This is a genomic window from Achromobacter sp. ACM02, from assembly GCF_014851605.1.
In the GTDB taxonomy this organism is placed as follows: Bacteria; Pseudomonadota; Gammaproteobacteria; order Burkholderiales; family Burkholderiaceae_B; genus Achromobacter; species Achromobacter aegrifaciens.
The window spans coordinates 471,256-492,473 of the sequence record NZ_JACUZY010000003.1 but is presented as its reverse complement, the minus strand read 5'-3'; the positions used below and the strand labels follow the sequence as shown (position 1 = coordinate 492,473).

Annotated in this window: 16 protein-coding genes; 2 read left to right on the top strand and 14 right to left on the bottom strand. The window is 64.3% G+C overall.

Annotated elements, in window-relative coordinates; translation table 11 throughout:
* The first annotated feature begins 23 nt into the window (after positions 1-23).
* Together mfd and serB are read left to right on the top strand one after the other, a co-directional pair.
* Positions 24-3,506 carry a transcription-repair coupling factor gene (gene mfd / locus IB258_RS11145; RefSeq protein ID WP_192352588.1) on the top strand — a complete coding sequence of 1,161 codons (3,483 nt, stop codon included), beginning with the start codon at positions 24-26 and terminating at the stop codon, positions 3,504-3,506.
* Between the two features lie 22 nt (positions 3,507-3,528).
* The gene (gene serB / locus IB258_RS11140; RefSeq protein ID WP_175213932.1) at positions 3,529-4,386 is read left to right on the top strand and encodes a phosphoserine phosphatase SerB; all 858 of its coding nucleotides are present in this window, start codon (positions 3,529-3,531) and stop codon (positions 4,384-4,386) included.
* Between the two features lie 88 nt (positions 4,387-4,474).
* On the opposite strand, the gene IB258_RS11135 is transcribed toward serB, so the two are convergent.
* The 14 genes from IB258_RS11135 to IB258_RS11070 form a co-directional block, all read right to left on the bottom strand.
* Positions 4,475-6,757: a TonB-dependent siderophore receptor gene (locus IB258_RS11135; protein WP_192352587.1), complete on the bottom strand. Its 2,283-nt coding sequence runs from the start codon at positions 6,755-6,757 to the stop codon at positions 4,475-4,477.
* Between the two features lie 334 nt (positions 6,758-7,091).
* Positions 7,092-7,421, bottom strand: coding sequence for a DUF2818 family protein (locus tag IB258_RS11130; protein WP_054450498.1), 330 nt, complete (start codon positions 7,419-7,421; stop codon positions 7,092-7,094).
* 15 nt (positions 7,422-7,436) lie between these two features.
* On the bottom strand, positions 7,437-8,921 hold the full coding sequence (nuoN, locus tag IB258_RS11125; RefSeq protein ID WP_192352586.1) for an NADH-quinone oxidoreductase subunit NuoN: 1,485 nt from the start codon (positions 8,919-8,921) through the stop codon (positions 7,437-7,439).
* Positions 8,922-8,930: 9 nt separating this feature from the next.
* Positions 8,931-10,433 carry an NADH-quinone oxidoreductase subunit M gene (locus IB258_RS11120; protein WP_054450494.1) on the bottom strand — a complete coding sequence of 501 codons (1,503 nt, stop codon included), beginning with the start codon at positions 10,431-10,433 and terminating at the stop codon, positions 8,931-8,933.
* The gene (nuoL, locus tag IB258_RS11115) at positions 10,430-12,451 is read right to left on the bottom strand and encodes an NADH-quinone oxidoreductase subunit L (protein WP_054450492.1); all 2,022 of its coding nucleotides are present in this window, start codon (positions 12,449-12,451) and stop codon (positions 10,430-10,432) included. Before nuoL ends, IB258_RS11120 begins: the two co-directional genes overlap by 4 nt.
* 17 nt (positions 12,452-12,468) lie before the next feature.
* Positions 12,469-12,777 (bottom strand): NADH-quinone oxidoreductase subunit NuoK, encoded by a 309-nt coding sequence (nuoK, locus tag IB258_RS11110; RefSeq protein ID WP_006217969.1) that lies wholly within the window; start codon positions 12,775-12,777, stop codon positions 12,469-12,471.
* The gene (locus IB258_RS11105; RefSeq protein ID WP_054450491.1) at positions 12,774-13,424 is read right to left on the bottom strand and encodes an NADH-quinone oxidoreductase subunit J; all 651 of its coding nucleotides are present in this window, start codon (positions 13,422-13,424) and stop codon (positions 12,774-12,776) included. Before IB258_RS11105 ends, nuoK begins: the two co-directional genes overlap by 4 nt.
* Positions 13,425-13,441: 17 nt before the next feature.
* Entirely contained in the window at positions 13,442-13,930 is a 489-nt protein-coding gene (gene nuoI / locus IB258_RS11100; protein WP_008161196.1) for an NADH-quinone oxidoreductase subunit NuoI, read from the bottom strand.
* Between the two features lie 21 nt (positions 13,931-13,951).
* Positions 13,952-15,025 carry an NADH-quinone oxidoreductase subunit NuoH gene (nuoH, locus tag IB258_RS11095; RefSeq protein WP_054450490.1) on the bottom strand — a complete coding sequence of 358 codons (1,074 nt, stop codon included), beginning with the start codon at positions 15,023-15,025 and terminating at the stop codon, positions 13,952-13,954.
* Entirely contained in the window at positions 15,025-17,352 is a 2,328-nt protein-coding gene (nuoG, locus tag IB258_RS11090; RefSeq protein WP_054450489.1) for an NADH-quinone oxidoreductase subunit NuoG, read from the bottom strand. Before nuoG ends, nuoH begins: the two co-directional genes overlap by 1 nt.
* Before the next feature lie 15 nt (positions 17,353-17,367).
* The gene (gene nuoF, locus IB258_RS11085) at positions 17,368-18,735 is read right to left on the bottom strand and encodes an NADH-quinone oxidoreductase subunit NuoF (protein WP_054450485.1); all 1,368 of its coding nucleotides are present in this window, start codon (positions 18,733-18,735) and stop codon (positions 17,368-17,370) included.
* Positions 18,732-19,226, bottom strand: a complete 495-nt coding sequence (gene nuoE, locus IB258_RS11080; protein WP_054450483.1) for an NADH-quinone oxidoreductase subunit NuoE — start codon at positions 19,224-19,226, stop codon at positions 18,732-18,734. The genes nuoF and nuoE overlap by 4 nt, the downstream gene beginning before the upstream one ends.
* 47 nt (positions 19,227-19,273) lie before the next feature.
* Positions 19,274-20,530, bottom strand: coding sequence for an NADH-quinone oxidoreductase subunit D (locus tag IB258_RS11075; RefSeq protein ID WP_054450482.1), 1,257 nt, complete (start codon positions 20,528-20,530; stop codon positions 19,274-19,276).
* A 3-nt stretch (positions 20,531-20,533) separates the two neighbouring features.
* Positions 20,534-21,160, bottom strand: coding sequence for an NADH-quinone oxidoreductase subunit C (locus IB258_RS11070; RefSeq protein WP_054450481.1), 627 nt, complete (start codon positions 21,158-21,160; stop codon positions 20,534-20,536).
* Between the last annotated feature and the right edge of the window lie 58 nt (positions 21,161-21,218).

The window sequence follows — 21,218 nt, the reverse complement described above, 5'->3', positions numbered from 1 at the left end:
GTGATTTTATAATCTTCCGCTTGATGCCTGCTCCCAGCCTGATGCCAGCCCCCTCCGCCCCCGCCACCTTCGCGCCTCCCGTCCCCGCTACGGCCCCCACCCTGTCCGCGCTGAAGGCCGGCGCGCGCTATGCGCAGCCGCGCCCTCCAGGGTCCGGCGACGCCTGGCTGCTGGCGGACCTGGCGCGGCAGGCCTCGGCGCCGCTGGTCATCCTGACCGCTGAGCCGGTCGAGGCCCAGCGCCTGGCCGAGGAAATCCAGCTGTTCGCTCCGGACCTGCGTGTGCGCCAGCTGCCCGACTGGGAAACGCTGCCCTACGACGCCTTCTCGCCGCACCAGGACCTGATTTCGGAACGCCTGCACACGCTGCACTCGCTGATGACCAAGTCGGTGGACGTGCTGACGGTGCCGGTCACCACGGCGTTGTACCGGCTGGCGCCGCCCTCTTTCCTGGCGGCCTACACCTTTTCCTTCAAGCAGAAGGACAAGCTCAACGAAGCCGCGCTGCGCGCCCAGCTGACCCTGGCCAACTACAACCACGTCACCCAGGTAACGGCGCCCGGCGAATTCTGCCTGCGCGGCGGCCTGATCGACCTGTTCCCGATGGGCTCGGTGGTGCCCTACCGCCTGGACCTGTTCGACGACGAGATCGAGACCATCCGCAGCTTCGACGTGGACACGCAACGCAGCCTGTACCCGGTGCGTGAAGTGCAGCTGCTGCCCGGCCGCGAATTCCCTATGGACGAAGACGCGCGCAACCGCTTCCGGGCGCGCTTCCGTGAAGTCTTCGAAGGCGACCCCTCGCGCGCGCTGCCCTACAAGGACATCGGCAACGGCATTCCGTTCGCTGGCGTCGAATACTACCTGCCGCTCTTCTTCGAGGAAACGGCGACGCTATTCGACTACCTGACGGAAGGCACGGTCACCGTCACCGTGGGCGACATCGACGACGCCATCCAGCGCTTCAACCAGGACACCTCCAGCCGCTACGGCTTCCTAAAGAGCGACCGCGAACGGCCGGTGCTGCCGCCCTCCGAACTGTTCCTGGACAACGAGACGCTCTACGCACGGCTGAAGGATTTCCGCCGGCTGTCGCTGACTGCCGGCCAGTCGCATCCGGACTTCCGGGCGGCGCCCGACGTGAGCGTGGCGCGGCGTTCTGAAGATCCCATCGCCAAGCTGCGCGCGCTGGTGCAGGCCGGCCAGACGCGCGTGCTGCTGTGCGCCGACTCCGCCGGCCGGCGCGAGACCCTGGTGCAGATGCTCAACGAGTTCGGCGTCACGCCTGACGCGCAGCCCGACACCATCGAAGCCTTCCTCGCTGCGGACGCCCATTTCGGCATCGTCGCCGCACCGCTGTCCACCGGCTTCGGGCTGCCCCAGGCCAATCTGGCCTTCCTCACCGAAAACGACCTGTACCCGGGCCTGGCCACCACCGGCCGCCGCGGCAAGCGCGACCAGGAACGCGCCAGCAACGTCGAAGCCATGGTGCGCGACCTGTCCGAGCTGCGCGCGGGCGACCCAGTGGTCCATGCGCAGCATGGCATCGGCCGCTACCACGGCCTGGTCAACATGGACATGGGCGAAGGCGGGATGGAGTTCCTCCATCTGGAATACGCCAACGGCAGCACGCTTTACGTGCCGGTGTCGCAGCTGCACGTGATCGCCCGCTACAGCGGCGCCGATCCGGAGGCCGCGCCGTTGCATCAATTGGGCTCCGGCCAATGGGACAAGGCGCGCCGCAAGGCCGCCCGGCAGGTCCGCGACACTGCCGCCGAACTGCTGGCCCTGTACGCCCAGCGCGCCGCACGCGAAGGCTACGCCTTCAACCTGCCGCTCAACGACTACCAGGCCTTCGCCGAGGGCTTCGGCTTCGAGGAAACGGCCGACCAGGCCGCCGCCATCGAAGCCGTCATCGCTGACATGACCTCCGGCCGCCCCATGGACCGTCTGGTCTGCGGCGACGTGGGCTTCGGCAAGACCGAGGTCGCGCTGCGCGCCGCCTTCCTGGCCGTGGCCAATGGCAAGCAGGTCGCCCTGCTCTGCCCCACCACGCTGCTGGCCGAACAGCATGCACAGACCTTCTCCGACCGCTTCGCCGACTGGCCTGTGAAGGTCGTGGAGCTGTCGCGCTTCCGTTCGGCCAAGGAAGTCTCCGCCGCCATCGAAGGCATCAACGACGGCCGCGTGGACATCGTCATCGGCACCCACAAGATCCTGTCCAAGGACGTGAAGTTCAAGCGCCTTGGCCTGGTCATCATCGACGAAGAGCACCGCTTCGGCGTGCGCCAGAAGGAAGCTTTGAAGGCGCTGCGCGCCGAGGTCGACGTGCTGACGCTGACCGCCACGCCCATTCCGCGCACGCTGGGCATGTCGCTGGAAGGCATACGCGACTTCTCCGTCATCGCCACCGCGCCGCAAAAGCGCCTGGCCATCAAGACCTTCGTGCGGCGCGAGGACGGCAGCACCCTGCGCGAAGCGCTCTTGCGCGAACTCAAGCGCGGCGGCCAGTGCTACTTCCTGCACAACGAAGTCGAGACCATCCACAACCGCCGTGCCCGCCTGGAAGAACTGGTGCCCGAAGCCCGCATCGCCGTGGCCCACGGCCAAATGCCCGAGCGCGAGCTGGAACAGGTGATGAAGGGCTTCTACCAGCAGCGTTACAACGTGCTGTTGTGCACCACCATCATCGAAACCGGCATCGACGTGCCCAGCGCCAACACCATCGTGATCCACCGGGCCGACCGCTTCGGGCTGGCCCAGTTGCACCAGTTGCGCGGCCGCGTCGGGCGCTCGCATCATCAGGCCTACGCCTACCTGCTGACGCCCGGCGAAGACGCCATCACCAACAACGCCAAGAAGCGCCTGGAAGCCATCCAGGCCATGGAAGAGCTGGGCTCGGGCTTCTACCTGGCCATGCACGATCTGGAGATCCGCGGCACGGGCGAAGTGCTGGGCGATTCGCAGTCCGGCAACATCCAGGAAGTCGGTTTCTCGATGTACAACGAGATGCTCAACGAAGCGGTGCGCGCGCTGCGCGCCGGTGAAGAGCCCGACCTGGACGCGCCCTTCAACCTGGCCTGCGAAGTCAATCTGCACGCCCCGGCGCTGCTGCCGTCCGACTATTGCGCCGACGTCCATGCCCGCCTGGGCATCTACAAGCGCCTGGCGCACGCTGCGGACGAAGACGATCTGATCCACATCCAGGAAGAACTGATCGACCGTTTCGGCAAGCTGCCCGAGGCCGCGCAGACGCTGCTCGCCACGCACCGCCTGCGCCTGGCCGCCCAGCCCCTGGGCATCGTCAAGATCGACGCCAGCGAAACCCAGGCGCTGCTGCAGTTCGGCCCCAAGACCTCGGTCGATCCCGGCAAGATCATCGAACTGGTGCAACGCCAGCGCCACATCAAACTGGCGGGACAGGATAAATTGCGGGTTGAGATCAAGGCCGCGCAGATTCCTGCCCGCGCCGATGCCGTGCGCGCCGTGCTGCGCGCCTTGAAGTAACCGTCAAACCACACTGATTTCTATGACCACCCATCACCTTGTCGTCCAATCCCCCGGCCTGACCGTGGAACATGCTGAACAGTTGGCGGCCCTGGCCCAGGCGCAAGGCGTCGCGCGCATCAGCGCCACTGCCGCCCGCCTGCTCGACGTGCAGCACGACGACTCGACCCGCGCCGACGTCGTGGGCTGGGCAGAACGCCATGGCGTCGACACCGCCTTCCTGCCCGCAGGCCTGAAGCTGTCCGGGTGCAAGGTGCTGGCCATGGACATGGACTCCACGCTGATCAACATCGAGTGCATCGACGAGATCGCCGGCGTGGCGGGCTTGAAGGACAAGGTCTCCGAAATCACCGAGGCCGCGATGCGCGGCGAGATCAAGGACTTTTCCGAAAGCCTGCGCCGCCGCGTCGCCCTGCTCGAAGGCGTGCCGGCCGATGCGCTGGAACAGGTCTATGCGGACAAGCTGCGTCTGAACCCCGGCGCCGAACGCCTGATCACCACGGCCCAGGCGGCCGGCATCAAGGTGCTGCTGGTCTCTGGCGGCTTCACTTTCTTCACCGAACGCCTGCGCCAGCGCCTGAACCTCGACAGCGCGCACGCCAACACCCTGGAAATCGCCAACGGCGTGCTGACCGGCAAGGTCTTGGGCGACATCCTCGATGCCGACGCCAAGGAAGCCCACCTGCGCGAGTTCGCCCGCCAGCACGGCGCCTCCCAGGAGCAGATCATCGCCATGGGCGACGGCGCCAATGATCTGAAGATGCTGGGCATCGCCGGCTTCCCCGTCGCGTACCACGCCAAGCCGCTGGTGCGTCAGCAGACGCGTTATGCGCTGAATGTGTCGGGGCTGGACGGGGTGCTGAACTGGTTCGAGAGCTGATCGCGCCACGCCCGGCGCCTGTGCTCGCAGCCGGCGGCCAAGCATGAAAAAAGCCACCTCGCGGTGGCTTTTTCATTGCAGCGGCGTATCAGTACCGCACGCGCAGCGAAAGCAGCGCAGCCCGGCCAGTACCCAGCGCCGCATAGTGCGCCGCATAGGCCTTGGTGTAGTACGTTTCGTCGAAAATGTTCAGCACGTTCAACTGCGCCGACATGTGGTCGTTGAATTCATACGCGGCCATGGCGTCGAAGCGCCAGTAGGAAGGCACCCAGCGCGCCTTGGGCGAGCCGTCGGCGTTCTTGGTCGCGTCCGAATTGCCGTACACCTTGTCCACGTAGTAGGCGCCGCCGCCGACCGTCAGCTTGGGCAACACCTTGTAGGTGGTCCACAGGCTGAAGGCATTGCGCGGGGTATTGGGCAGGTCCTGGCCCACGGCGCCGCTGTTGTAGGCGCCCTTGGTCATTTCGCTGTCCATGAAGGTGTAGCCGCCGAACACGTTCCACTTGGGCGTGATGCTGCCCGAGAAGCCCAGTTCGATGCCGCGCACCTTGGCTTCGCCGACCTGTGCGGTCTCGGTGGCCGAAACGGCCACGCTGGTGTTCTTGCGGATGTCCTGGAAGGCCGCCGCCGACAGCGTCAGGCGGTCATCGAACACCTGCCACTTCGTGCCCAGTTCCACCGTACGGCTCTTCTCAGGCTCGAGCGACTGGTTCGAGACGGACACGGCGTCGCTGATCGCGCTGGAGGCGATGGCCGACGGCGTGGACGAAGTGCCATACGTCGCGTAGATGGTGCCGTTGGGCGCCGGCTTGTAGGCCAAGCCAATCTGGTAGTTGAAGAGATTGTCCTCGCGGCTGGTGCTGTAGAACGCCGGGGTGCTTGCCGGGTCGTTCCGGCCCTTGGCGATGTTGCTGCCGCTGGTGCGGTAGTTGTCCCAGCGCAAGCCCAGGCTGGCCTGCCATTGTTCGTTGAACTTGATCGTGTCGAAGCCGTAGAGCGCGACCGTATCCGTGTTGTAGCGCGCGGGATTGTTGTTGCGCTGCAGATGGCCAGGATAGTTGGTACCCGGGTCCGGATCCCACAGGGAAGCGCACAAGGCAGGATTGGCGTAAATCGGCAGCTTGGTCTTCGCGTCGGTGCCGGTCACGCAGCCGCTGGTGCCGGCGGGAACGCCCGACTCGGTATAGCCGTCCTTGTCTTGCTTGATATTGCTGTACTCGAAGCCCAGGTCGAACGAGTGCTTCAGGCTGCCGGTATCGAACTCGCCCGTCAGGTTGGTCTGGTTGGCGAAGCTCTTGGTGACGTAATAGCCCGACTTGAGCGCCCGGTACACCAGGCCATTCGGAATGTTGCCCTTGCTGTCGTCGGGGTTGGTCGCAGCAAAGTCGGTCGTGCCGCGGCCGTAGCGCGTCACGTTGCGCAGCTGCAGCTTGTCGGAGAAGTCGTGCTGGAAGTCCACCGTCGCAACGTCGTCGCGGGTCTTCATGAAATCGCGGCCCTTCAGGCCATAGAAGCTCTTGCGGCTCACGCCCATGGTCTCCGTCACCGGCTGACCCGTTTTCGGGTCATACGGGATGGAGTAATCCGGCATGCTGTCGTCTTGGTAGTGGTAGTAGCTCAGCGTGATGCGGGTCGGCGTGCCCACGCCCAAGGTCAGCGAGGGCGCCACGCCCCAGCGCTCGAAGTCCACCGCGTCGTCGCGGCCCGGCGCATCGCCCTTGTTGCCCATGACGTTCAAGCGGAACGCGGCCTTGTCGGCCAGGCGCCAGTTGCTGTCGATCGTCGCGCGGTAGTTGTTGTCCGTGCCGATCTGCGCCGTGGCTTCCGTGAAGTCGGTGGCCTTGGGCGTCTTGCTGACCATGTTGATGCTGCCGCCCGCGCCGCCGCGGCCGGAGTAGACCGAGTCCGGCCCCTTGATGACTTCGACCTGTTCCAGGTTGAAGGTGTCGCGCACCTGCGTGCTGGAATCGCGGATGCCGTCCAGGAAGATGCTGCCGGCGGAGTTCTGGCCACGGATGATGGGCAGGTCGCCGCCCGGGCGGCCGCCTTCGCCTGCGCCAAACGTGATGCCGGGGGAGTTGCGCAGGACGTCCTGCAGCGTGGACGCGGCCTGGTCCTGGATCACCTGCTTCGGCACGACCTGCACCGTGCGCGGGGTGTCCAGCAGAGGCGCCGTGAACTTCGGCGACTGCGCCGTGGAGGTCTGGTACGACGACCCCTCACCCTCCACGCGCACGGGCGCAAGTTGCGTCACGCCCGAATCCGCGGATTGGGCGGCGGCGTACGGGCTGATGAACAACGCGGGGGCCGCGATCGCGGCGGCCAGGGAGGTAGTGAGCGTATTCAGCGAATACGTATCTTGGGGCTTCAAACCAGCTTCTCCGAATGTGAATAGCAACGATTCTTGTTTTTTTAACGTTTGCGATTCTGAACTCAGCGGCTGAATGAAACCTGAATGAAAGACCCAAACCCATCCAAAAGATGAAAAAACAACACCATAAGCGGGTTATCCCCCACAGGTCTTCGCAGGAATCCCGACGGGTATCCGCTAGAGCAAGATGCCGGGCAGCCCCACCCTCCCGAATACCCGCGAACGGGCAAGGAAAGGTATCAGTAAGCTCAGACGACACAGGCTAAGGTCCTTCATGCACCTGCGAAAAAAAACGCCCCACAGGGCGTTTTTCTTGCATGAACCATGCCTGCCTTCAGGTGCGCAGGCGCGGGTGCCGTTTGAACAGATAACGGTACACGAACCCCGGATAAGCCAGCACCAGATACAGGCTCAGGGTGATCGCGTAGAACTCCCAGGTCTGGGAAAACCGGTTGCCCAGCGTGGATTCGAACGCGAAACCGAGCGCGCCGACGATGGCGTAGAACACCAACACTTCGATCAGGCGCATCCAGAACGGCTTGACTGCCGCCACTCCGCCCTGCTTCCAGGGCATGACGGCGAAAACCCGCTCCGTCAGGAACGGGAGATTCGCGCTGACCAGGGCCAGCGCGATCAGCAGCCATACCGCCAGAGTCTGGTTCATGGCCCCGTTTTCCGCTTACAGGCTGAGCGAGCTGCGGATGGCCTGCACGCACAGGGCCATCAGGCCGCCCGGCAGGATGCCCAGGATCAGGATCAGTGCGCCGTTGACCGACAGCACGCCGCGCTGGCCGCAGGTGGCGACCATCGGCGCGGCATCGGCGGCCGGCTCGTCGAAGTAAACGACCTTGACCACACGCAGGTAGTAGAACGCGCCGATCAGCGAGAACAGCACCGCGATCACGGCCAGCGTCACGTGGCCGGCGCTGACCAGCGCCTGCAGCACTGCCAGCTTGGCGTAGAAGCCCACCAGCGGCGGAATGCCGGCCAGCGAGAACATCAGCAGCAGCACGATGGCGGCATGCCAGGGGCTGCGGCGGTTCAGGCCCTTCAGGTCGTCGATGTGTTCGCACTCGAAACCTTGGCGCGACAGCAGCAGCACGATGCCGAAGCTCGCCAGCGTGGTCAGCACGTAGGTCAGCATGTAGAACAGCGAGGCGCCGTAGGCGGCCGACGACAGTTCCGGCTTGCCCGCGACCGAACCGGACATCAGGCCCAGCAGCACGAAGCCCATGTGCGAGATGGTCGAGTAGGCCAGCATGCGCTTGAAGTTGGTCTGCGCGATGGCCGTCACGTTACCGATGGCCAGCGACAGCACCGCCAGGATCATCAGCATCGGCTGCCAGTCGGCGGCCAGGCCGTGCAGGCCATCGACCAGCAGGCGCAGCGTGATGGCGAATGCGGCCAGCTTGGGCGCGCCGCCCAGGATCAGGGTGACGGCGGTGGGCGAACCTTGGTAGACGTCCGGAACCCACATGTGGAACGGCACGGCGCCGAGCTTGAACGCCAGGCCCGACACCAGGAACACGATGCCGAACACCAGGGCCAGCTTCTCGGCCTTGCCCGCGGCGATGACCTTGGACACTTCGGCCAGATCCAGGTGGCCGGTGGCGCCGTAGATCATGGACATGCCGTACAGCAGGAAGCCCGAGGCCAGCGCGCCCAGCACGAAGTACTTCATGGCGGCTTCGGTGGCGACGACGTTGTCGCGGCGCAGCGCGATCAGCGCGTACAGCGCCAGCGACATCAGCTCCAGGCCCAGGTAGATGGAGATCAGGTTCCCGGAGGAGATCATGACCATCTGGCCCAGCAGGGCGAACAGCGTCAGGACGTAGAGTTCGCCGCCGCGCATCATGTCGCGCAATTGCGCGTAGACGCGGCCATAGACCAGGGTCGCGGCCACGGCGATGTAGGACGCGATCTTGAGCAGATGCGACAGTTCGTCGGTAACGTACAGGCCGTTGAAGGTCGAACCAACAACGCCGTTCTTCCATTGCAGGGCCGACACGACGGTCAGCACGCCCAATGCAAGCATGGTCAGCAGAAACGTCGGCTTGCGCTCGGGGTGATTGCTGACCGCGTCGACGAGCAGGATAGCCAGGCCGAAAACCAGCAGGAGGATTTCCGGTGTCGCCAGGGCGAAATCGATTTGGGATTGCATCATTGTCTTGTCTTACAGTTTCGAGACGGCAACGTGTTGCAGCAGGGCCTCCACCGAAACGTGCATCACGTCGGTAAAGGGCTTGGGATAGATCCCCATGTACAACACGGCGATCGCCATCACGCCAAGAATCACAAACTCGCGGCGGTTGATATCGGTCAGCTCGCGCACGTGGTCGTTGGCGACGTCGCCCAGGACCACACGCTTGACCATCCACAGCGAATACGAAGCGCCCAGAATCAGGGCGGTCGCCGCCAGCAGGCCGATCCAGAAGTTGTGCTCGACCGCGCCCATGATCACCATGAACTCGCCGACGAAACCGCTGGTGGCCGGCAGGCCGCTGTTGGCCATCGAGAACAGGATGAAGAAGGTGGCGAAACGCGGCATGACGTTGACCACGCCGCCGTAGTCGGCGATGCGGCGCGAGTGCATGCGGTCATAGAGCACGCCGATACACATGAACATGGCGCCCGACACGAAGCCGTGCGAGATCATCTGCACGATGGCGCCTTCGACGCCGGCCGTGTTGAAGATGAAGAAACCCAGCGTCACGAAACCCATGTGGGCGACGGACGAATAGGCCACCAGCTTCTTCATGTCGTCCTGGACGATCGCGACCAGGCCGATGTAGATCACGGCGACCAGCGACAGCGTGATCATCAGGCCGGCCAGGCTGTGCGAGGCGTCGGGAGCGATCGGCAGCGAGAAGCGCAGGAAACCGTAGGCGCCCAACTTCAGCATGATCGCGGCCAGCACGATGGAGCCGCCGGTGGGAGCTTCGACGTGAGCGTCGGGCAACCACGTGTGGACCGGCCACATCGGCACCTTGACGGCAAAGGCCGCCAACAGGGCCACGAAGATCAGGATCTGCGGGGTGTAGCCCAGCTTGGTCTGCTGCCAGGTCAGGATGTCGAACGAGCCGCCCGACACGTTCCACAGGTACACGAAGGCGACCAGCGTCAGCAGCGAGCCCATCAGCGTGTACAGGAAGAACTTGAACGCCGCGTACACGCGGTTCGGGCCGCCCCAGACGCCGATGATGATGTACATCGGGATCAGCGTGGCTTCGAAGAACACGTAGAACAGCATGCCGTCCAGCGCGCAGAACACGCCCACCATCAGACCCGACAGGATCAGGAAGGCGGCCATGTACTGGGACACGCGGCTGGTGATGACTTCCCAGCCGGCCAGCACCACGATGATGGTGATGAAGGCGGTCAGGAGCACGAACCACATCGAGATGCCGTCGATGCCCAGGTGGTAATTGACGTTGAAGGCCTCGATCCAGGAGGTCTTCTCCACGAACTGCATCTTGGCCGTGGTGGAGTCGAAACCGGTGTACAGCGGGATCGTGACGAGGAAACCGGCGATTGAGCCGACGAGCGACAAGCCGCGCGTCAGGCCGGGACGGTCGTCACGGCCCACCGCCAGCACCAGCAGGCCGAATACGATCGGGACAAAGATCGCAAGCGTGAGCCAGGGGAAAGTGTTGGATGCCATCTCGCTTGCCATCATTGGGGAATCAGCACAAAGAAAGTCACCAGCGCCATGATGCCGATGATCATCGCGAACGCGTAGTGATAGATGAAGCCGGACTGCAGGTGACGGCTGACCGCTGCCACCCAGCCCACCACACGGGCGCTACCGTTGATCAGCAGGCCGTCGATGATGCCGCGGTCACCGGTCTGCCACAGGCCACGGCCCAGGCAGCGCAAGCCACGGGCGATGATCTGCTCGTTGACCCAATCCACGTAGTACTTGTTCTCGAGCACCTTGTTGATGCCGGACAGGCTGGACTGGATCTTGGCCGGAACCTTGGGATTGATCAGGTAGCAGTACCAGGCGATGACCGCGCCAGCCACGACCAGCCAGAACGGAACCGTCTGGAAGGCGTGCAGGCCGAAGGCCACCCAGCCGTGCCACTCTTCATGCAGCTCGTGCATGGCGGGATGCTGCGGCAGGACCTTGATGACGCCGTCGAAGAACTTGCCGAACAGCATCGGATCGACCACCAGGGCGCCGATGATGACCGACGGGATCGCCAGCAGCACCAGCGGCAGCGTGACCACCCAGGGCGACTCATGCGGCTTGCCGCCATGATGGCCGTGGTCGTCGTGGCCGTGATCGTCGTGGCCATGACCATGGCCGTGGTCGCTGGTGTCGAAACGTTCCTTGCCGTGGAAGACCAGGAAGTACACGCGGAACGAGTACAACGAGGTCACGAACACGCCGATCAGGGTCGAGTAGTACGCGAAGTTCGCGCCCCAGACGTTTGCGGCGCCGGCGGCCTCGATGATGTGTTCCTTCGAGTAGAAGCCCGAGAAGAACGGCGTGCCGACCAGGGCCAGCGTGCCCAGCAGGAAGGTGATCCAGGTGATGGGCATGTACTTGCGCAGGCCGCCCATGTTGCGGATGTCCTGGTCATGGTGCATGCCGATGATGACGGAGCCCGCGCCCAGGAACAGCAGCGCCTTGAAGAACGCGTGCGTCATCAGGTGGAAGATCGCGACCGAGTAGGCCGAAGCGCCCAGCGCGACCGTCATGTAGCCCAGCTGCGACAGCGTGGAATACGCGACCACGCGCTTGATGTCGTTCTGGATGATGCCCAGGATGCCCAGGAACAGCGCGCCGATGGCGCCGATCACGATGATGAAGGACAGCGCCACGTCGGACAGTTCGAACAGCGGCGAGAAACGCGCGACCATGAAGATGCCGGCCGTCACCATGGTGGCGGCGTGGATCAGCGCGGAAATCGGGGTCGGGCCTTCCATCGAGTCAGGCAGCCAGGCGTGCAGCGGAACCTGGGCCGATTTGCCCATGGCGCCGATGAACAGGCAGATGCAGGCGACCGTCAGCAGCATCCAGTCGGAACCGGGCAGCGTCAGCGTGGCCAGCTTGTCGGCCTGGGCGAAGACTTCGCCGTAATGCATGGTGCCGGCGTAAGCGAACAGCAGGCCGATGCCCAGCACGAAGCCGAAGTCGCCGACGCGGTTGATCAGGAACGCCTTCATGTTGGCGAAGATCGCCGTGGGACGGGTGTACCAGAAGCCGATCAGCAGGTACGACACCAGGCCCACCGCTTCCCAGCCGAAGAACAGCTGCACCATGTTGTTCGACATCACCAGCATGAGCATGGAGAACGTGAACAGCGAGATGTACGAGAAGAAGCGCTGGTAGCCGGGATCATCCGCCATGTAGCCGATGGTGTAGATGTGCACCATCAGCGACACGGAAGTCACCACGACCATCATCATGGCCGACAGGGGATCGATCAGGAAGCCGATTTCCAGCTTGGTCTGGCCGATCAGGCTCCAGGTGTAGACCGCGCCGTCGAAGCGCAGGCCGTTGAGCACGTCGTTCAGCACCACCACCGAACCGATGGTGGAGATGAGCACGCCCAGGATGGTGATCATGTGCGAAGCACGGCGGCCGATGGGACGGCCCAGGAACCCGGTGCCGAAGAGGCCCGCGAGAATCGCCCCGGCCAGCGGAGCCAGCGCGATGAGCAAGTAGAGATTGGGTGAGCTAGACATTTTCTTCCAATACCCCGTCAGCCCTTCAGGCGATCGAGTTCGTCAACGTTGATCGTGTTCAGGTTGCGGAACAGCAGCACCAGGATGGCCAGGCCGATCGCCGCTTCGGCGGCGGCCACGGTCAGGATGAAGAACACGAACACCTGGCCGGCGGTATCGCCGAACCAGCTGGAGAACGCCACGAAGTTCATGTTGACGGCCAGGAGCACGAGCTCGATGGACATCAGGAGAATGATCAGGTTGCGGCGGTTCAGGAAGATGCCGAAGATCCCGATGGCGAACAGGATCGCCCCGAGGATCAGGTAGTGGGCCAGCGTCAGCGTCATTTTTGTTCTCCTTGGGGCGCGGCGGCGGTCGGGGTGCCGTTCTGCGCCTGGGCACGCTCGCTCTGGGCGGGCATGCTCACCATGCGGTAACGGTCCTTCGAGCGCACGCGGACGGCGGCCACCGGGTCGTTGTACTTCACGTCGCGGCGGCGGCGCAGGGTCAGCGCGATGGCGGCGACCATGCCGACCAGCAGCAGCGCGGCGCCCACTTCAATGGCGTAGATGTACTGGGTGTACATGGCCTCGCCCAGCGCGCGGGCGTTGTTGTAGTCGCCGGCAACCGGGGCTTGCGGGCCCGCGCCGTACCAGGTCGAACCCAGCACGAAGGCCATTTCGACCACCATCACCAGGCCGATGACCAGGCCCAGCGGCAGGTAGGTCTTCATGCCCTGGCGCAGGGCATCCATGCGGATGTCCAGCATCATCACGACGAAGAGGAAAAGCACCATCACGGCGCCCACGTACACCAGCACCAGCAGCAGCGCCAGGAACTCGGCGCCAAGCAGCATCCACAGCATGGCCGCGTTGACGAAGGCCAGGATCAGGTGCAGGACGGCGGTGACCGGGCTGCGCGCGGTGATCACGCGGAACGCCGCGATCACCAGCACGGCGGCCAGTATGTAAAACAGGACAGTGGTAAAAGTCATGGATCAGGTCCTGGGCTTCAACGATAGGGAGCGTCTTCGGCCCGGCGGCGGGCGATGTCGGCTTCGTAGCGGTCGCCCACGGCGAGCAGCATGTCTTTGGTGAAATACAGGTCGCCGCGCTTTTCACCGTGGTATTCGTGGATGTGCGTTTCCACGATGGAGTCCACGGGGCAGCTTTCCTCACAGAAGCCGCAGAAAATGCACTTGGTCAGGTCGATGTCGTAACGCGTGGTGCGGCGGGTGCCGTCATCGCGCTGGTCCGACTCTATGGTGATCGCCAGCGCGGGGCACACGGCTTCGCACAGCTTGCACGCGATGCAGCGCTCTTCCCCGTTGGGGTAGCGGCGCAGCGCATGCAGGCCGCGGAAACGCGGCGACGCAGGCGTCTTTTCCTGGGGGTAGCGCAAGGTGACCTTGCGCTTGAAGAAATACTTGCCCGTCAGGCGCATGCCCTTGAGCAATTCGGTCAGCATCAGACTGCCGAAGAAATCCTTGATCGCTTCCATATCCTGCCTCTGCCTGGCGGCTTAGCGCCAAATGTTCCAGGGCGTCTGCATCCAGATCGCCACCACGACCAGCCAAACGCCGGTCAGCGGGATGAAGATTTTCCAACCCAAGCGCATGATCTGGTCATAGCGGTAACGCGGGAACGACGCGCGGAACCACACGAACAACGAGACCACGACGAACGTCTTGAGACCCAGCCAGATCCAACCCGGAATCCAGGTCAGCGGCGCGATGTCGATCGGGGAAGCCCAGCCGCCCAGGAACATGATCGAGGCCATGCAGGACAGCAGGATCATGTTGGCGTATTCGCCCAGGAAGAACAGCGCGAACGCCATGCCCGAGTATTCGACCATGTGGCCGGCCACGATTTCCGATTCGCCTTCGACCACGTCGAACGGGTGGCGGTTGGTTTCGGCCACGGCCGAAATCACGTAGATCACGAACAACGGCAAGAGCGGCAGCCAGTTCCAGGACAGGAACGTCAGGCCCTTGTCGGCAAACCAGCCGCGGTTCTGCACGTGCACGATCTCGGACATGTTCAGGCTGCCGGACACCAGCAGCACCGTCACCAGCACGAAGCCGATGGCCAGTTCGTAGGACAGCATCTGCGCGGAAGCGCGCAGCGCGCCCAGGAAGGCGTATTTGGAGTTCGACGCCCAACCCGCGACGATCACGCCATACACGCCCACGGACGTGATGGCCATGATGTACAGCAGGCCGGCGTTGACGTTGGCCAGGACCACGTCGGGACCGAACGGCACCACCGCCCAGGCCGCCAGGGCCGGCATCAGCGTGACCACCGGGGCCACGATGAACAGCACCTTGTTGGCCTGCGACGGAACCACCACTTCCTTGGTCAGCAGCTTGAACACGTCGGCGAACGGCTGCAGCAGCCCCTTGAAGCCGACGCGGTTCGGCCCCATGCGCACGTGCATGGCGCCGATCATCTTGCGTTCCCAGTAGGTCAGGTACGCCACGCACAGAATGATGGGCACGGCGATGACCACAATCTTGACGAGGGTCCAGAGGACCATCCAGACCGTCGGGCCCAGCAATGCCGTACCCTGGCTCTCAAGAACATTAAGCCATTCCATCAGGCACGCTCCACGCTGATTTGACCGAATGCGCCACCCAGGGCTGCGGTGTTTTCAAAGGCTGCGGAGATGCGCACGGCGCGGTCGGCCACGGCATCGTCCTGCACGGTTTCGAGTTCGACGGCGCCCTGCCCGCTCGACACGCGCACCTTGACGCCGGCCGTCAGGCCCAGGCTGGTGAGCGTGCGGCCGTTCATGGCGGCAGCCGGCTTCTTCGAGGCCGGGGCCGCTTGCAGCGGCTCCGAGCGGCGAACCATCGCGTCGGTGCGGTAGATCGGCACGTCGGCGACGCGCTCCAGGCCGCTGGCGGCCTGGCCCAGGCCCAGCGGGGCCTTGATCTCGTTGGACAGGCGGCCTTCGATGCCGCCAGCCAGCACGGCGTCGCGCACGGACTCGGAAGTCTCGTCGTCAAAGCCAGCCAGATGCAGGACGTTGCCCAGCACGCGCAGGACCTTCCAGCCCGGACGGGTCTGGCCGAACGGCGTGACCGTGCCCTTGAAGCTCTGGGCAAGGCCTTGCGCGTTGACGTAGGTGCCCGAGGTTTCGGTGAACGGCGACACCGGCAGCATGACGTCGGCCCATTCGGCGGCGGCCGAACGGTAAGGCGTCAGGGCCACGGCGAACTGCGCGCCGCGCAGCGCGGCGATGGCTTGCTGGCCGTTGTCGGCATCCAGCAGCGGCTCGGCGTGCAGGACCACGTAGGCCTTCAGCGGCTCGGCCAGCATGGCGGCTGCGTTCTTGCCGCCCTTGCCCGGAATGGCGCCGGCCAGGTAACCGCCGACGGTGTTGCCGCCGGAGGTCAGGAAACCGAACTTGCCGCCGGCCAACTCAGCCACGGCGCGGCCGTTGGCGGCCAGGGTCGAGGCCTGGGCGCTAGCCACTGCCAGGTTGCCCATCAGCACGGCGGTGTTGGCGCCGGAAGCCAGGCTGGCAGCGATGAGCTTGGCGTTTTCGCCGGGCGTGACCGAGGCGAACTCGGCCGGCACGGCCTGTTCCTTGGCCTGGGCCAAGGCGACTGCCACTTCGGCCAGCGCGCGCGCCAGCTCGGACGGGGCCACGGTGATACGGGCAGCCACGGGCATCAGGGGATCGTCGGCAGCGCTGTCGACCATCAGGATCTGCGTGCCGCGCTTGGCAGCTTGGCGCAGACGCTGCGCCATCAGCGGATGATCCTTGCGCAGGAAGGAACCGACCACCAGGACGCGATCCAGGTTGTCGAGTTCGGCGATGGGCATGCCCAGCCACGGCGCGCCGGTCAGAGCGGCGTCGAAGGCGGCATCGGTCTGGCGCAGGCGGAAGTCGATGTTTTCGGAACCCAGCGCGCGGACCAGGCGGCCCAGCAGCGCGTATTCCTCGGTGGTGGCGTATTCGGACGCCAGGGCGCCGATCTGGCCGGCGCCGAAGCTGTCGCGCACGCGGGACAGGCCCTGGGCCACGGCGGCAAGCGCGTCGCTCCAGGAGGCTTCCTGCCACTTGCCGTCGGTGCCCTTGATCATCGGGGCCGACAGGCGGTCTTCGCTGTTCAGGCCTTCATACGAGAAGCGATCGCGGTCGCTGATCCAGCACTCGTTGACGGCTTCGTCTTCGAACGGAACCACGCGCATGACGCGGTCGCCCTTGACCTGGACCACCAGGTTGGCGCCCAGGCTGTCGTGCGGGCTGACCGAACGGCGGCGAGCCAGTTCCCAGGTGCGCGCGCTGTAGCGGAAGGGCTTGGAGGTCAGCGCGCCCACCGGACAGATGTCGATCATGTTGCCCGACAGTTCGGACTCGATCGAGCGGCCGACGAAGGTCGTGATCTCGGAGTGTTCGCCACGGCCCAGCATGCCCAGTTCCATGACGCCGGCGATTTCCTGGCCGAAGCGCACACAGCGGGTGCAGTGGATGCAGCGGCTCATTTCCTCGGCGGAAACCAGCGGGCCCAGGTCCTTGTGGAAGACCACGCGCTTTTCTTCCTGGTAACGCGAGGAAGAACCGCCGTAGCCCACGGCCAGGTCCTGCAGCTGGCATTCGCCGCCCTGATCGCAGATCGGGCAGTCGAGCGGGTGATTGATGAGCAAGAATTCCATCACCGACTTCTGAGCGGCGCGAGCCTTCTCGGAGCAGGTGTGGACGACCATGCCGTTGGTCACGGGCGTGGCGCAGGCGGGCAGCGCCTTGGGCGCTTTTTCCACTTCAACCAGGCACATGCGGCAGTTGGCCGCGATGGACAGTTTCTTGTGGTAGCAGAAATGCGGCACGTAAAGCCCGACTTTCTGGGCGGCATGCATGACCATGCTGCCTTCGGGCACTTCGACCTTGTTGCCGTCGACGGTTAGTTCAACCATTGCTGTTCCTGAGACCTACAGATATTGCGGGACCACACAAGACTTGTGCTCGATGTGGTGCGCGAATTCGTCGCGAAAATGCTTGAGAAAGCCACGGACGGGCATGGCGGCGGCGTCACCCAGGGCGCAGATGGTGCGGCCCATGATGTTGCCCGCCACGTTGTCCAGCAAGTCCAGATCTTCCGGACGGCCGTGACCGTTTTCGATGCGATGCACCATGCGGTAGAGCCAGCCGGTGCCTTCGCGGCACGGCGTGCACTGGCCGCAGCTTTCTTCGAAATAGAAGTACGACAGGCGCAGGAGCGACTTCACCATGCAGCGCGTTTCGTCCATGACGATCACGGCGCCCGAGCCCAGCATCGAGCCGGCCTTGGCGATGGAGTCATAGTCCATCGTGCATTCCATGATGATGTCGGCCGGCAGCACCGGCGCGCTCGAACCGCCGGGAATCACGGCCTTCAGCTTCTTGCCGCCGCGCATGCCGCCCGCCAGCTCCAGGAGCTTCGAGAACGGGGTGCCCAGCGGGATCTCGTAGTTGCCGGGACGCTCGACGTCGCCGGTGATCGAGAACAGCTTGGTGCCGCCGTTGTTCGGCTTGCCGACTTCGAGGTAGGCCTGGCCGCCGTTGCGGATGATCCAGGGCACCGCCGCGAACGTCTCGGTGTTGTTGATGGTGGTGGGCTTGCCGTACAGGCCGAAGCTGGCCGGGAACGGCGGCTTGAAGCGCGGCTGGCCCTTCTTGCCTTCCAGCGATTCCAGCAGCGCGGTTTCTTCGCCACAGATGTAGGCGCCGTAGCCATGGAACGCGTGCAGCTGGAAGCTGAAATCCGAACCCAGCAGCTTGTCGCCCAGGAAGCCGGCGGCGCGCGCCTCTTCCAGCGCTTCTTCGAAACGCTCGTAGACTTCGAAGATTTCGCCGTGGATGTAGTTGTAGCCGACGCTGATGCCCATGGCGTAGGCCGCGATCGCCATGCCTTCAATCACGATGTGCGGATTGAAGCGCAGGATATCGCGGTCCTTGAACGTGCCAGGCTCGCCTTCGTCGGAGTTGCAGACCAGGTACTTCTGGCCCGGGAAGGCGCGCGGCATGAAGCTCCACTTCAGGCCAGTCGGGAAGCCCGCGCCGCCGCGGCCGCGCAGGCCGGAGGCCTTGACCTCGGCGATCACGTCTTCCGGCTTCATGCCGGTGGTCAGGATCTTCTTCAGGGCTTCGTAGCCGCCGCGCTTGACGTAGTCGGCCAGGCGCCAGTTGGCGCCGTCGACGTCAGCCAGGATCTGCGGCTGGATGTGCCGGCCATGCAGGCACATCGAATTGGAAACATCGTTCAGCGGGTTGGGGTCCAGCCCCTGCGCGAACTGTTTGTACAGGTCGGGCGCGTTCATGCCGACTCTCCTTGCACCTTGAGGGCCGCGACCAGCGCGTCCAGCTTCTCTTCGGTCATGCGCACGCACATATGCTTGTTGTTCACGATCAGCACGGGCGAGTCACCGCAAGCGCCCATGCACTCGCCTTCCACCAGCGTGAACTGGCCGTCGGGAGTGGTGCCGCGGTAATCGACGCCCAGCTTGCGCTTGAGGTAGTCGCCGGCGCGTTCGCCGTCGCGCAAGGCACAGGGCAGGTTCGTGCAGACGGCGATCTTGTTCTTGCCGACGGGCTTGACGTCGAACATGTTGTAGAAGGTGGCGACTTCCTGGACCGCGATGGGCGGAACGCCAATGTAGTTGGCCACATCTTCAATGATTTCGGTAGCCAACCAGCCCTTCTCTTCTTGCGCGATGGCAAGCGAGGCCATGATGGCGGACTGCCGCTGGTCGCCCGGGAACTTCGCGAGTTCTCGGTCGATTTTCTGGTAGGCCTGTTCGGAAAGCAGCATAGTTTGAATCCGGGTTATGCGGGCGTGCTCGTGACTGTCTGGGCGGATCAGCGATCGATCTCGCCGAAAACGATGTCCTGCGTGCCAATGATGGTGACGGCGTCGGCAATCATGTGACCGCGCGACATTTCATCCAGCGATTGCAGGTGGACGAAGCCGGGGGCCCGAATCTTCAGGCGGTAAGGCTTGTTGGCGCCGTCGGACACCATATAGATGCCGAATTCGCCCTTGGGGTGTTCCACCGAGGCGTACGCTTCACCGGGAGGCACGTGGAAACCTTCAGTGAAGAGCTTGAAGTGATGGATCAGCTCTTCCATGTTGGTCTTCATGGCGGTGCGCTTGGGCGGGGCGATCTTGTGGTTCTCGATCATGACCGGGCCCGGGTTGTTGCGCAGCCATTCCACGCACTGGCGGATGATGCGGTTGCTCTCACGCATTTCGGCGATACGGACCAGATAGCGGTCATAGCAGTCGCCATTGACACCCACGGGGATGTCGAAATCGAGCAGGTCGTAGACTTCGTAGGGCTGCATCTTGCGCAGGTCCCAGGCCACGCCGGAACCGCGCAGCATCGGGCCGGTGAAACCCAGCGCCTTGGCGCGGTCGGGGTCGACCACGCCGATGCCCACCAGACGCTGCTTCCAGATGCGGTTGTCGGTCAGCAGAGTTTCGTACTCGTCGACGCAAGCCGGGAAGCGGTTGGTGAAGTCTTCGATGAAATCCAGCAGCGAACCCGAACGCGCGTCGTTCATGGCGCGCACTTCCTTGTCGCCGCGGTACTTGCTGGTGTCGCCGTATTGCGGCATCGAGTCCGGCAGGTCGCGGTAGACGCCGCCCGGACGGTAGTAGGCCGCGTGCATGCGCGCGCCCGAAACCGCTTCGTAGCAGTCCATCAGGTCTTCGCGTTCACGGAAGGCGTACAGGAACACCGCCATGGCGCCCACGTCCAGCGCGTGCGAACCCAGCGACATCAGGTGGTTCAGCAGACGGGTGATCTCGTCGAACATCACGCGGATGTACTGCGCGCGCAGCGGCGCTTCCACGCCCAGCAGCTTCTCGATGGCCATGACGTAGGCGTGCTCGTTGCACATCATGGACACGTAGTCCAGGCGGTCCATGTAGGGCAGCGCCTGGATGTAGGTCTTGTGTTCGGCCAATTTTTCGGTGGCGCGGTGCAGCAGGCCGATGTGCGGGTCGGCGCGCTGGATCACTTCGCCGTCGAGCTCGAGCACCAGGCGCAGCACACCGTGCGCAGCCGGGTGCTGGGGACCGAAGTTGAGCGTGTAGTTCTTGATTTCTGCCATGATTTAACGCCCCAAGCCGTAAGAGTCTTCGCGGACCACGCGCGGAGTGACCTCGCGCGGATCGATCGTGACCGGCTGGTAAATGACGCGCCGCTGTTCCGGGTCGTAGCGCATTTCGACGGTGCCGGACAGCGGGAAGTCCTTGCGGAAGGGATGGCCGATGAAGCCATAGTCGGTGAGGATGCGGCGCAGGTCCGGGTGGCCTTCGAAGACGATGCCGTACAGGTCGAAGGCTTCGCGTTCGAACCAGCCCACGGCCGGCCAGCATTCCATCAGCGAGGCGACCATCGGGAACTCGTCGTCCTCGGCCCAGGTGCGCACGCGCAGGCGCCAGTTGTTCTCGATCGAGAGCACATGGGCAACCACGGCGAAACGCGAGCGGTGGATCTTGGCGTTGGTTTCCTCGGGCAGTTGGCGCGTGCCGTTGCCCCAGGTCAGGTAGTCGACGCCGCAGAGGTCGATACAGGTTTCAAAGCGCAGGCCGGCTTCGGTGCGCAGCTTGTTGCAGACGGAGAACCACTGCTGCGCGGGTACTTCGAGCGTCAGCTCGCCCAACGCCTCGGTCAGCGCGATGTCCGCGCCGAGGGTGGTCTGCAAATTGTTTTTCAGGGTTTCGAGCCTGGTCATCATCTTGTACGCTTAGGTGAACCGATATGCTGGTTTCGCGGGGCCGGCTGCAAAGGCTGCT